Genomic DNA, 12,044 nt, shown 5'->3' with positions numbered 1-12,044 from the left:
AAGGAGGAAATTACAATGAAAGAAATTACATCATCAATGGCAGGTACTGTATTAAATGTGTTGGTCGAAGCGGGCCAGGAGGTTAATGCAGGACAGGAAGTACTAATGCTTGAGTCCATGAAAATGGAAATTCCAGTCGAAAGCGAAACTGCTGGGAAAGTTGCTGAAGTGAAGGTCAGCATAGGTGATTTTGTGAATGAAGGCGATGTGCTGGTTGTATTTGAATAAGTAAGAAGGGACATACATGGCAAGGGGCTGCAGCTAAGCCCCGTCTGCTCCGTGTAACTATCTGCAATTCAGGTTATTGGCTATATTTGAAATTTATCGCAGTCTAACGGGCAGTAAGACCCCCGCTTCAAGATTCAGAGGAATCAAAGGAGGATAAGTGGGGGTCAAACTGCCCGTAAAGGCCCGATTGGTGAGATACAGTGAAACTTGCCGACGCGCAGGCAGAGGCTTAGTTGAACCAATCGGGTTCGTAGTGTCGATTGATCGAAGCGCTAGCGGAGATCTTAGCGACACTAGAACGCGACTAACAATCAGGGGATAAGGCCTCCCTGATTGAAGTTTCACTTTATATTTGAGGAGGATGGGAATGACTACTGCAAAGACATTAACTGAGACGCTCCAGGAAAGAAGCAGGGTAATAGAAGCGGGCGGACATCCAAAATATCATGAAAAGAACGAAGCACAAAATAAACTGTTTGTCAGAAGACGGCTTGAGCTTTTGCTTGATGACGGATTCTATGAGGAAGATGGAAAATTTGCGAACTGCCAGGAAAATGACCTTCCTGCAGATGGAGTTGTTACTGCAGTTGGAAAGATAAACGGACAGACTGTTTGCGTAATGGCGAATGATTCAACAGTAAAAGCCGGCTCCTGGGGTGCGAGGACGGTTGAAAAGATCATCCGTATTCAGGAGACAGCAGAGAAGTTGAAAGTTCCGATTCTATACCTGGTTGACTCTGCCGGTGCCCGTATTACGGATCAGCTTGAAATGTTTCCGAATAGACGCGGAGCAGGAAGAATTTTTTATAACCAGGTAAAGCTTTCAGGCATGATACCGCAGATTTGCCTCCTTTTTGGACCATCTGCGGCCGGCGGAGCTTATATACCTGCATTTTGTGATATTGTTATTATGGTAGATCAAAATGCTTCTATGTATCTTGGATCACCAAGGATGGCAGAAAAGGTTATCGGGGAGAAGGTAACCCTGGAAGAAATGGGCGGCGCCCGCATGCATTGTTCTGTCAGCGGATGTGGTGATGTCCTTGCTTATAGTGAGGAAGAGGCTATTGAGTCAGCAAGAAGGTATTTGGCATATTTCCCGGCAAGCTTTAAAGAAAAACCTGCGAGGCTGGAAGCCGTCATGCCAAAATCCGGCCGTGCCCTTGAAGAAATCATCCCAAAAAATCAAAATGCCCCATTTGACATGTATGAGTGTATTGATTCCTTGATTGATGAAGGCAGCTTTTTTGAAATTAAGAAGCTTTTTGCTGCGGAACTGATTACCGGACTTGCCCGAATAGGCGGAAGGCCAGTAGGAATTATTGCCAACCAGCCAAAGGTTAAAGGCGGCGTTTTATTTGTGGATTCTGCGGACAAAGCAGCGAAGTTTATTCAGCTTTGTGATGCTTTCCATATTCCGCTGTTATTCCTGGCGGATGTCCCTGGATTCATGATCGGGACGAAGGTTGAAAGAGCCGGAATTATCCGTCATGGTGCCAAGCTTATTGCTGCCATGAGTTCTGCAACAGTTCCGAAAATCTCTGTTGTTGTCAGAAAGGCATATGGAGCCGGATTGTATGCAATGGCTGGTCCGGCATTTGAGCCTGATTGCTGCATAGCATTGCCAACAGCACAAATTGCAGTAATGGGACCTGAAGCAGCAGTAAATGCTGTTTATTCCAATAAAATCAATGCGATTGAAGATCCAAAAGAAAAGATTAAGTATGTTCAGGAAAAACAGCAGGAATATAAAGAAACAATTGATATCTACAAGCTTGCCTCTGAATTAATTGTTGACGATATTATTGCACCTTCAGATTTAAGAAATGTTTTAATTAATCGATTTACACTTTATGAGACTAAAGAACTGACATTTAGTGTCCGGAAACATCCGGTTTATCCGGTTTAATACTCATCATTAAAAATCCCTTTTTCGATTTTCGAAAAAGGGATTTTTTTAAAGGATTTAGCTGATGGAAAATGGAATTAAGAAATAACTATTAGATTTCATGTTAAAAATATTCCTTTTTACCCATGAATTTATCTTATTTTGTTAAAATATGTTTAAAAAGTAAAAATGGTGGAGTCTGTTATGAAAATAGCTATTATCGGAGGAGGCGCTGTCGGCCTTCTGTTTGCCCATTACTTAAATGAAAATCATGATGTGCGTATCTATGTGAGAAACAGCATTCAGCTGAATAAGCTGCGCAAAAACGGACTTACAATCGAGAGAAATGGAATCCGCAGCAGTACCCGCGTTAAGTCATGCCATTTTAGTGAGTGGAAGGGGGAAGAGGATTTAACAATCGTTGCAGTTAAGCAATACAGTATTCCCGATTTGACAATAGATTTATTGAAGATGGATGCTTGCAAATCCGGATCATTTTTGTTTCTGCAAAATGGGATGGGGCACTTGAAGTGGGCAGAAATGCTGGAAGCTGATAACCTTTTTGTGGGCAGTGTTGAGCATGGTGCCTTAAAGACAGCGCCTGACACTGTGATACATACTGGGGTAGGAGTCACAAAAGTGGCAGCATTAAAGGGAGATATGGATTTTTTGAAGAAAATATCCGATTCGGCATCTTGTTTTTTTCCATTTGTTTTCGCTGGGGATTATTTGGAAATGCTAATTCAAAAATTAATCGTCAACAGTCTGATAAACCCTCTCACTGCAGTTCTCCGTGTTAGAAATGGTGAACTGCTTTCGAATAAATATTATTATCAGCTGTTTTTAAAGTTGTTTGACGAAGTAAGTGCCATATTAAATATCACTGATAAAGCAGCTGCTTTAAGCCATGTGAAAAGTGTCTGTGAGGAAACAGGGATGAACAGATCCTCAATGCTTAAGGATATTGAAGAAGGCAGGGAAACAGAGATAGATGCTATTTTAGGCTATATCCTCAAGGAAGCTGAAATGAAGAAGATGTCTGCTCCTTATACAGAAAGTCTTTATTGTCAGATTAAAGGCAGGGAGAGGGGGAAATAAGTTGAACACTGTGTTCTCAAGCCTGATTGCAACGCTGGTGACCATACCGCTGCTCGGGTATCTGGCTGTTTTTATTATCAGCAAACAAATTACAAAAAAACATAAAAAGTCGGTACATATTGCCTTGGATGTCAGCACTTTTTTATTTATATTGTCGGTTCACTACTTAATTATCGTTATCTGGGATAAATCTTTTCTATGGATGATTATTCTATCCCTGCTCATTACAGCTGTCATTTTTATTATCATTCATTGGAGAATTAAGCATGAAATTAATATGCGTGTCTTATTTAAAGGATTCTGGAGATTTAATTTCCTGCTCTATCTAACAGCTTATATTATCTTGATGCTAATCGGTCTGGTTCAAAGGGTAACTTCCGTTGTTTTCATACCTTAATAAACAGGTTTATAAATATTATAATTTAACATTTAGAATTGAAGCCTTTAGGTAAGCAAAGTTTTTTTCTTTTCAATTAAGACAATGCTATACTCATAAGATGAAAATCAAAATGATCAGCTATGAGAAAGGAAGTTCATTAATGGAGATTCTTAATCTCTCATTACCGGCAACAAACCGGTTTGCAACAGATTATATTGCACAAACAGAAGAACTTATGCAGTTTTTTCACTATCGTTATAATTCGGATTCTGATTATAAAGCAAGGTTAGCTGAACTAAAGGGCCGTTCGTTTATGAGAAATGAACTTTCTCAATATATTGGAGAGTTTATGAATCGTTTTCCTTCTTCCCCAGCAGTTTATGACTCGCTAAATAAGCTTAAGCAAGAAAATAGTGCAGTGATTATCGGAGGGCAGCAGGCAGGGATTTTGACGGGACCTCTTTATACTATACATAAAATCATCTCAATCATTCATCTTGCAAAACAGCAGGAAAGTAAGCTGGGCATTCCCGTTGTACCTGTTTTCTGGATTGCCGGCGAGGATCATGACTATCAGGAAGTAAATCACATTTTTATCGAGAAGAATAATAAAATGGAAAAAATGACTTATCCTGAAAAAGTATTAGAGAAGAAAATGGTTTCAAATATCCCTTTGAACCGTGAAAAGTGCAGGGCATGGGTGGAAGACATCATTGAAACTTTTGGAGAGACAGAACATACAAAAAATCTCCTTTTGATATTGGAAGAAAAAATTATGCATTCCCAAACCTATGTGGATTTCTTTGCCGGCATTATCATGCATTTATTTAAAGAAACAGGGCTTCTTCTGGTTGATTCCGGTGACCCAAGGCTCCGCAAACTTGAAAGCAGTATTTTTGGCAAACAGATTAAAGGCTTTGAAGAAATTACAAACCGTGTGAAAAGCCAGCAGCATAACCTGAAGAATGCGGGATTTCCAAATGCCATTGATTTAAGTGAAAATGCTGCCAACCTGTTCTATTATGACGAAAAGCATAAAGAAAGGGTTCTTTTGGAGTTCAATCAGGAGAAAAAGGTATTTACGGGGAAGGAGTGCTTCCATGAGTTTACCATGAGTGAGCTTCTGGAGATTGCTGAAAATCATCCGGAAAGACTGAGCAATAATGTGGTGACAAGACCCATCACTCAGGAATGCCTGTTTCCGGTTCTTGCCTTTATAGCCGGGCCTGGAGAAATTGCCTATTGGGCTGAACTTAAAATGGCATTTGAATGGTTTGGGATGAAAATGCCTCCTATTATGCCACGTTTAAATATAACCTTTTTAGAACGGTCTGTAGAAAGTGATTTTGGCGAATTAGGACTTGATTTGCAGTCTGTGCTCATATCAGGAACGGAAGCAATGAAGGAAGTTTATTTAAAGAGTATTAAAAATGAAAGCATAGAAGACCAGTTCCGTAAAACAAAGGATCAGTTAATACAAAATTATAAGCTTATTGAAGAGCTTACATTAAAAGATGTTAGTGCCCTTCTTCCACTGTTGAAAAAAAATGAAGAGCTGTTATTAAAGCAGATAGAATTCATGGAGAATAAAATCCAGAAATCCATACAGCAAAAATATGATGTGGTCATAAAAAAATATGAAAAAGCGGAAAACTCCCTGAGACCGGGCGGAATTCCTCAGGAGAGAGTGTGGAATATTCTGTATTACCTTAATAAATATGGGACAGATTTTCTTGAAGAATTACTCCATTTCTCGTTTGATTTTGATGGGACACACAAAGTCATAAAAATTTAATATTCGCCATTATTCTTCGGACCTTATCCATTTGGATAAGGTCCTTTTTTATATAAAAAAGAAGGTGAAACCTCTTTATTACCTGTGATTTCCCCTTTAAAAAACCATGTGTAAAAACAGTAAAGAGTTTAAAGAAAATGTAATAAAAAGACGAACGGATAAAAAGCAAATATCTTATAGGAAGCAGGATTTTAAATGTAGTGGTAGAATAATTAAAAACATGTGGAGGAAAGTGGGGGATTGTGGTACATTTGAGTTAGAAAGTGGGTGCAGTGGGTATGTTCATGGGTGAGTTCCATCACAACGTTGATAATAAAGGCCGTCTCATCGTGCCATCCAAGTTTCGTGATAACCTGGGTGAAACATTTGTTTTGACACGCGGACTTGATCAATGTTTGTTTGGCTACCCATTGGATGAGTGGAGGCAGCTTGAAGAGAAATTAAAAGGCCTGCCGCTAACTAAAAAAGATGCCCGTGCATTTACCCGTTTTTTCTTTTCAGGTGCCACTGAATGTGAAATAGATAAGCAAGGAAGAATAAATATAGCTTCCCCTCTTCTGCAATATGCAAAATTGGAAAAAGAATGTGTAGTGCTGGGCGTTTCCAATCGGATCGAGATATGGAGCAAAAATCTTTGGGAAGATTATTTTGCAGAATCAGAGGAATCTTTTGCTGATATTGCGGAAAATATGATTGGGTTTGATATATAATGGGAATGTTTTAGTAATATAATTTCCCATGAAACAAAGATACTTGTTTAGCTCCAGATGCTTAAAATGCGTCTTGTGCTTCTCTGATTGGAAAGGTGGATTCATTCAACAATGTTTGAACATACAACAGTACTATTAAAGGAAACAGTAGAAGGCTTAAACATCCATCCTGATGGTGTGTATGTGGATTGTACACTGGGCGGAGCAGGCCACAGTAAATTAATTCTTTCCCAGCTGTCTGAAAAAGGAAAGCTATACGCATTTGACCAGGATGACACAGCAATCGCACACGCAAAAGAAAAGCTGGCTGAATATGGCGACAGAATCACGATTATCAAAAGTAATTTCAAGTATCTACAGGAAGAGCTTGAAAACCTTGGTGTTTCTAAAGTGGATGGTGTTTTATATGATCTTGGCGTTTCTTCACCTCAGCTGGATACACCTGAAAGAGGATTCAGCTATCATAATGATGCCCCGCTTGATATGAGAATGGATACTGCTGCTGATATTTCCGCTTATGATGTAGTAAACAGCTGGGAATATGGTGAACTTGTAAAAATCTTCTTCAGATATGGAGAAGAGAAATTCTCAAAGCAAATTGCGAGGAAAATTGAAGCGGCCAGGGAAGTTTCTCCAATAGAAACAACAGGCCAGCTGGTAGAAATTATTAAAGAGGCCATTCCTGCACCTGCCAGGCGAAAAGGCGGACATCCCGCCAAGCGTGTTTTTCAGGCAATTAGAATAGCTGTTAATGATGAACTGGGTGTATTTGAAGATTCTCTGCACCAGGCTATTGACATATTAAATCCCAATGGAAGAATCAGCGTAATTACGTTTCACTCACTGGAGGACCGAATTTGTAAAGCTGCCTTTAAAAAAGCCAGCGAAACACCAAATCTGCCTCCCGGCCTGCCGATTATTCCTGATGAATATAAGCCAATCTTAAAGTTAATTAACAGAAAGCCGATTCTGCCTTCAGAGGAAGAGCTGGAACATAATAATCGAGCAAGGTCCGCAAAGCTGAGAATAGCAGAAAAGCTTTAATCGAATAGAGAAAATAAATTACAGGAGGGGAATTATGAGCAATTTAGCCCGAAAAATACAGGAAGAAAAACAATTTAATGGTCAAACCCAGCCCGTACAGGCCCCGAAGAAATTAAAAACAAAAAAGTCCTGGCTATCCCCCGGCGAGAAAATACTGGGACTTGCTTTCACTGGCATTGTTTGTTTTGGTGCAGTGCAAATGGTTTCAAATCAGGCGGCCATTTACGAAGTAAACAAAGAAATTCAGCAAACAGAAGAAGCAATCCAAACGCAGAACAAAGTGAATACAGATCTTAGTATGCAAGTGAGCGAATTAAGTACATACGAACGCATTAAAGCGAAAGCTGAAGCTATGGGTCTCAAATTCAGCGGAAATAATGTCAAGGTCGTGGAAGATTAATGAAGAAACAGCCAAATATCAATTTTGGAGCAGCGATATTATTTTTAATATTCAGCCTGCTCTTTTTTGTATTAATTTTTCGCTTTGTTTCTATTCAGGCAACAGGTGAGGCAGCAGGCCACGCACTTGCAGCTAAGGCTCAGCAGAAATATGAACGCGAAAAGACCATTCAGGCCAAAAGGGGTACCATTTATGACCGAAATGGAGAAGTCATTGCCGAGGATACTATTTCTTACAAGCTTGTAGCAATCCTGGACAAAAGCATGAAACCTGACTATGTGAAAGACCCCGGAAAAACAGCAGCGGCGCTTTCGAAAGCCATTGACCTGGAAGAGTCAGAGATTTACAGGATTTTAACAAAGAAAACAAAAGATGGAGAAAAACCATTCCAGGTTGAATTTGGAAAAGAGGGCCGCGATCTTCCGTTAAAGACAAAAAGAGAAATAGAAGATATGAAATTGCCCGGGATTACCTTCATAACAGATTCCAAGCGGTTTTATCCCAATGGAGTCTTCGCCTCACATTTAGTCGGGTATGTTGAAAAGAAAAAATCAAAAACAAATAAGACCGATGCAGTCGGGATGCTGGGCCTCGAGCAGAGCTTAAATAAGGTGCTCACAGGAAAAGATGGGAAATTCAGCTATGAAAGTGATATATGGGGCTATCTGCTTCCTAATGGAGATCAAAAAATCCAGCCTGCTCAAAATGGCAAAGATGTGTATCTGACGATCGATAAGAAGATCCAGACCTTCCTCGAAGATTCTATGAATAAAGTAGACGAGGAGTATAAGCCGAAAAAAATGGTTGCAGTAGTCGCTGATGCTAAAACAGGTGAAATTTTGGCTATGGGACAGAGGCCGTCCTTTCATCCGAAAACAAAGGAAGGCATCGAAGACACTTGGCATAATGAAGTGATTGAAAACTCATTTGAGCCCGGATCAACCATGAAGATTTTTACTTTGGCTGCTGCCATTGAGGAGGGTGAGTTTAATCCGAATGAATGGTATAAATCAGGAAGTTATAAAGTGACGGAAAATTCACCGGCTATACGAGACCATAATCAGGGACGCGGCTGGGGATCGATTACTTACCTTGAAGGTGTGCAGCGTTCATCGAATGTGGCTTTTGCGAAGATAGTGAAAGAAAAGCTCGGGTATGAAAAATACAGGGAATATATAACAAAGTTCGGCTTTGAAAATCCGACGGGGATTGACCTGCCGAATGAAACGGGCGGAAAGATCGCTTATGAGTGGCCGCTTGATAAGGTAACTACGGGATTCGGACAAGGTTCGGCCATTACGCCTATTCAGCAGATACAGGCAGCTACCGCCATCGCGAATGACGGCAAAATGATGCAGCCACATGTCATCAGCAGTATTGTTGATAGCGATAAAAAGGAAGTCGTGAAAAAAACAAAGCCGAAGGTGAAGGGTAATCCCATTTCTGCAGAAACGGCAAAGAAAGCCAGGGATATCCTGGAAACAGTTGTTTCTTCTGAAAAAGGAACAGGGTATAAAAGGTATAATATCGAAGGCTATGAAGTTGCGGGAAAAACGGGGACTGCCCAAATCCCCGATCCAAATGGCGGGGGATATTTAACAGGTCATGAAAATTTTATCTTCTCGTTTTTAGGCATGGCGCCAAAAGATGATCCTGAACTGATCATCTATGTAGCGGTCCAGCAGCCGGATATTGACCTCAGTACAAATGGTGCAGAACCTGTTGCTAAGATTTTTACTCCGGTAATGAAAAGCAGTCTGCAATATTTAAATATAGAACCGGCAAAAGAACTAAAGGCAAATTCGGAACAAGCGCCTGAAGTGGAAGGAAAAACAGTTGAAGAAGCGAAGGCACAATTGAAAAAATCCGGATTTGAAGCTATTGTGCTGGGAAAGGGCACCAAGGTACAAAGGCAGGTCCCTGGCAATATGTATAATTTGCTTGAAGGCGAACGAGTGATCTTAAAGACAGATGGTGAATTAACAGTGCCTGATATGTCTGGCTGGTCGTTAAGGGACGTCATGAAGGTGGCAAAGCTTGCTGACTTGAAGCTTAATACTGTTGGAAGCGGGTATGTGATGAAACAAAATCTGAAAGCCGGTTCTGTACTTAGGGAAGGTGACTATTTAATAGTCGAACTTGAGCACCCTGCTGAGAAATATAATGAGGAGAACCTCAAATCAGAAGAGCAGCAAGAAGAAGAGGAAGCAGTGCTTGATTAAATGGGGAACGTACTGCCGGATGTGCGGCAGTGCGTTCTATTCGTTTTGGTACAAGCATATATTGGAACGAGCCATAATTTAAGGAGGTTCGTCCGTACATGCGTGTTTCTAATGTAACCGTTCGAAAAAGGCTGACTGCAGCGTTGTTTGTTGGTATTCTCGTCTTTTTTATAATTGATTTGCGTCTGGGATATGTTCAGTTTTTTCTGGGGAATATGCTTACTGATGGCGCAAAGGAGCTCTGGAGCAGAGATATCCCCTTCGAACCGGAAAGAGGAGAAATCGTTGACCGAAATGGTGTTCCGCTGGCTACAAATGTCAGTGCTCCAACTGTCTATGTTGTACCCAGACAAATCAAGGATCCTGCAGATGCTGCAGAGAAATTGGCTGCAGTACTGAATATGCCAAAAGAAAAAGCCTATGAGCTTATCACCAAAAGGGCATCAAGTGTGAAAATTCCTCAAGGCAGAAAGATTTCCCATGAAAAAGCGAAAGAAATCCGTGCATTGGGTATTGAAGGAGTATACATTGGTGAAGATTCAAAACGCCATTATCCTTTCGGTAATTACCTATCGCATGTTCTGGGGTTTGCAGGAATTGATAATCAGGGTCTTATGGGCCTTGAGTTATATTATGATGAAAAGTTAAAAGGGAAAAAGGGATCTGTTAAGTTTTATGCGAATGCAAAGGGAGAGCGGATGAACGATATGGCGGATGACTATAAGCCGCCGGTTGATGGAATGGATTTAAAGCTTACCATCGATTCAAAGATACAGACTATTGTAGAAAGGGAGCTTGATATAGCTCAGGCGGAATATAACCCTGATGGAATAATCGCAATTGCCATGAATCCAAATAATGGAGAGGTTCTTGCCATGTCCAGCAGACCGGATTTTGACCCCGCGAATTTTAAAAATGTTCCTCCGGAGATCTACAACCGCAATCTGCCGATATGGAGTACATACGAGCCTGGTTCCACATTTAAAATCATTACTCTGGCAGCTGCATTAGAAGAGGGAAAGGTAAATTTGGAAAAGGATCATTTCCACGACCCGGGATCTGTTGAAGTGGGCGGTGCCAGACTGAGATGCTGGAAAAAGGGTGGACATGGCAGTCAGACTTATCTTGAAGTAGTACAGAATTCCTGCAACCCAGGCTTTGTAGAGCTGGGTGAGAGATTAGGCAAGGAGTCTCTATTTAAATATATTCGCGACTTCGGGTTCGGCGAAAAGACCGGCATCGACCTTCAGGGCGAGGGGAAAGGGATTCTATTTAATCTCGATCGGGTTGGTCCAGTCGAGCAGGCAACCACTGCTTTTGGTCAGGGGGTTTCCGTTACCCCGATTCAGCAGGTAGCAGCCATTTCAGCTGCGGTTAATGGCGGAACATTATATACGCCTTATATAGCAAAAGAGCTTATAAATCCGGCTACAGGTGAAGTATTGATGAAAAAATCGCCTGATGCAAAGAGAAAAGTAATTTCAAAGGAAACATCTGATGAAATCCGCAAAGCGCTTGAGTCAGTTGTGGCAAAAGGATCAGGAAAAAAAGCGTTCGTTGATGGATATCGTGTTGGGGGAAAAACGGGGACTGCACAGAAAGCGCAAAATGGCAGGTACCTGGAAAATAACCATATCGTATCATTCATAGGGTTTGCACCTGCTGATGATCCTCAGCTCGTCGTGTATGTGGCTGTGGATAATCCAAAAGGAACCGTTCAATTTGGGGGTGTTGTAGCTGCTCCGATTGTAGGAGAAATCATGGGGGACAGCCTGCGGGCGATGGGTGTAAAGCCCCGCAAAAATCAAATTGAAAAAGAGCTGACATGGATGGATTCCCCAATGATTGAGGTTCCTGATATGGTAGGTATGACAAAGAAAGACCTTGGGGAACTATATCTTAACCTGAAAATTGATGCCAGCGGGATAGGGGATACGGTGGTAAAACAAACGCCTCAGCCGGGCATTAAGTTAAAAGAAGGTTCAACGATCCGCCTGTATTTTGATAATAAATAAGATAAGGAATGAGGGCGGCTTCCTCTGCGCCGCCTGAATTTTTTTTGTTTGTAAGGAAACTGTAACATACTTTCAGGGTTCTTCTTCTATATATAAAATAGCTAAAAAAGCAATTATCCTGTACAATATATATCGCCATCATTTAGAATGTTGTTTTGATTATATTTATTTATCGCAGTCTAACGGGCAGTAAGACCCCACTTCAAGACTCAGCGGAACCAAAGGTGATAAGGGGGTCAAACTGCCCGTAAAGGCCCGATTGGTT

At 41.0% G+C, this 12,044-nt stretch carries 10 protein-coding genes; all 10 read left to right on the top strand.

Features of this window, described 5'->3' with window-relative positions:
• The first annotated feature begins 15 nt into the window (after nucleotides 1-15).
• The 10 genes from AC3WTL_RS08275 (at nucleotide 16) to AC3WTL_RS08230 (ending at nucleotide 11,779) form a co-directional block, all read left to right on the top strand.
• The gene (locus AC3WTL_RS08275) at nucleotides 16-228 is read left to right on the top strand and encodes an acetyl-CoA carboxylase biotin carboxyl carrier protein subunit (RefSeq protein WP_076261491.1); all 213 of its coding nucleotides are present in this window, start codon (nucleotides 16-18) and stop codon (nucleotides 226-228) included.
• Between the two features lie 367 nt (nucleotides 229-595).
• Nucleotides 596-2,137, top strand: coding sequence for an acyl-CoA carboxylase subunit beta (locus AC3WTL_RS08270; RefSeq protein WP_492369278.1), 1,542 nt, complete (start codon nucleotides 596-598; stop codon nucleotides 2,135-2,137).
• 183 nt (nucleotides 2,138-2,320) lie between these two features.
• The gene (locus tag AC3WTL_RS08265) at nucleotides 2,321-3,214 is read left to right on the top strand and encodes a 2-dehydropantoate 2-reductase (RefSeq protein WP_197247942.1); all 894 of its coding nucleotides are present in this window, start codon (nucleotides 2,321-2,323) and stop codon (nucleotides 3,212-3,214) included.
• A 10-nt stretch (nucleotides 3,215-3,224) separates the two neighbouring features.
• Complete coding sequence (locus tag AC3WTL_RS08260; RefSeq protein ID WP_309486291.1) at nucleotides 3,225-3,611, top strand: DUF3397 domain-containing protein; 387 nt, start codon at nucleotides 3,225-3,227, stop codon at nucleotides 3,609-3,611.
• Between the two features lie 142 nt (nucleotides 3,612-3,753).
• Nucleotides 3,754-5,388: a bacillithiol biosynthesis cysteine-adding enzyme BshC gene (bshC, locus tag AC3WTL_RS08255; protein ID WP_492369277.1), complete on the top strand. Its 1,635-nt coding sequence runs from the start codon at nucleotides 3,754-3,756 to the stop codon at nucleotides 5,386-5,388.
• A gap of 278 nt (nucleotides 5,389-5,666) precedes the next feature.
• Complete coding sequence (gene mraZ / locus AC3WTL_RS08250; RefSeq protein ID WP_048011616.1) at nucleotides 5,667-6,098, top strand: division/cell wall cluster transcriptional repressor MraZ; 432 nt, start codon at nucleotides 5,667-5,669, stop codon at nucleotides 6,096-6,098.
• A 111-nt stretch (nucleotides 6,099-6,209) separates the two neighbouring features.
• Nucleotides 6,210-7,142 carry a 16S rRNA (cytosine(1402)-N(4))-methyltransferase RsmH gene (gene rsmH / locus AC3WTL_RS08245; RefSeq protein WP_048011615.1) on the top strand — a complete coding sequence of 311 codons (933 nt, stop codon included), beginning with the start codon at nucleotides 6,210-6,212 and terminating at the stop codon, nucleotides 7,140-7,142.
• Nucleotides 7,143-7,176: 34 nt separating this feature from the next.
• Complete coding sequence (gene ftsL / locus AC3WTL_RS08240) at nucleotides 7,177-7,542, top strand: cell division protein FtsL (RefSeq protein ID WP_248346872.1); 366 nt, start codon at nucleotides 7,177-7,179, stop codon at nucleotides 7,540-7,542.
• Complete coding sequence (locus tag AC3WTL_RS08235; protein ID WP_252221436.1) at nucleotides 7,542-9,764, top strand: penicillin-binding protein; 2,223 nt, start codon at nucleotides 7,542-7,544, stop codon at nucleotides 9,762-9,764. Before ftsL ends, AC3WTL_RS08235 begins: the two co-directional genes overlap by 1 nt.
• A gap of 98 nt (nucleotides 9,765-9,862) precedes the next feature.
• On the top strand, nucleotides 9,863-11,779 hold the full coding sequence (locus AC3WTL_RS08230; protein ID WP_252221438.1) for a stage V sporulation protein D: 1,917 nt from the start codon (nucleotides 9,863-9,865) through the stop codon (nucleotides 11,777-11,779).
• The last annotated feature ends 265 nt before the right edge of the window (nucleotides 11,780-12,044 follow it).

Source organism: Cytobacillus sp. EB106-05-05-XG126 (genome assembly GCF_058791715.1).
The sequence above is the reverse complement of the archived record's forward strand: the minus strand, read 5'-3'. Positions and strand labels throughout refer to the sequence as shown.

Bases quoted from the DNA above. Each gene is read 5' to 3' on its own strand.
- rsmH (WP_048011615.1), top strand. From the start codon at position 6,210: ATGTTTGAACATACAACAGTACTATTAAAGGAAACAGTAGAAGGCTTA.
- bshC (WP_492369277.1), top strand. From the start codon at position 3,754: ATGGAGATTCTTAATCTCTCATTACCGGCAACAAACCGGTTTGCAACA.
- AC3WTL_RS08235 (WP_252221436.1), top strand. From the start codon at position 7,542: ATGAAGAAACAGCCAAATATCAATTTTGGAGCAGCGATATTATTTTTA.
- AC3WTL_RS08265 (WP_197247942.1), top strand. From the start codon at position 2,321: ATGAAAATAGCTATTATCGGAGGAGGCGCTGTCGGCCTTCTGTTTGCC.
- AC3WTL_RS08270 (WP_492369278.1), top strand. From the start codon at position 596: ATGACTACTGCAAAGACATTAACTGAGACGCTCCAGGAAAGAAGCAGG.
- mraZ (WP_048011616.1), top strand. From the start codon at position 5,667: ATGTTCATGGGTGAGTTCCATCACAACGTTGATAATAAAGGCCGTCTC.
- AC3WTL_RS08230 (WP_252221438.1), top strand. From the start codon at position 9,863: ATGCGTGTTTCTAATGTAACCGTTCGAAAAAGGCTGACTGCAGCGTTG.
- ftsL (WP_248346872.1), top strand. From the start codon at position 7,177: ATGAGCAATTTAGCCCGAAAAATACAGGAAGAAAAACAATTTAATGGT.
- AC3WTL_RS08275 (WP_076261491.1), top strand. From the start codon at position 16: ATGAAAGAAATTACATCATCAATGGCAGGTACTGTATTAAATGTGTTG.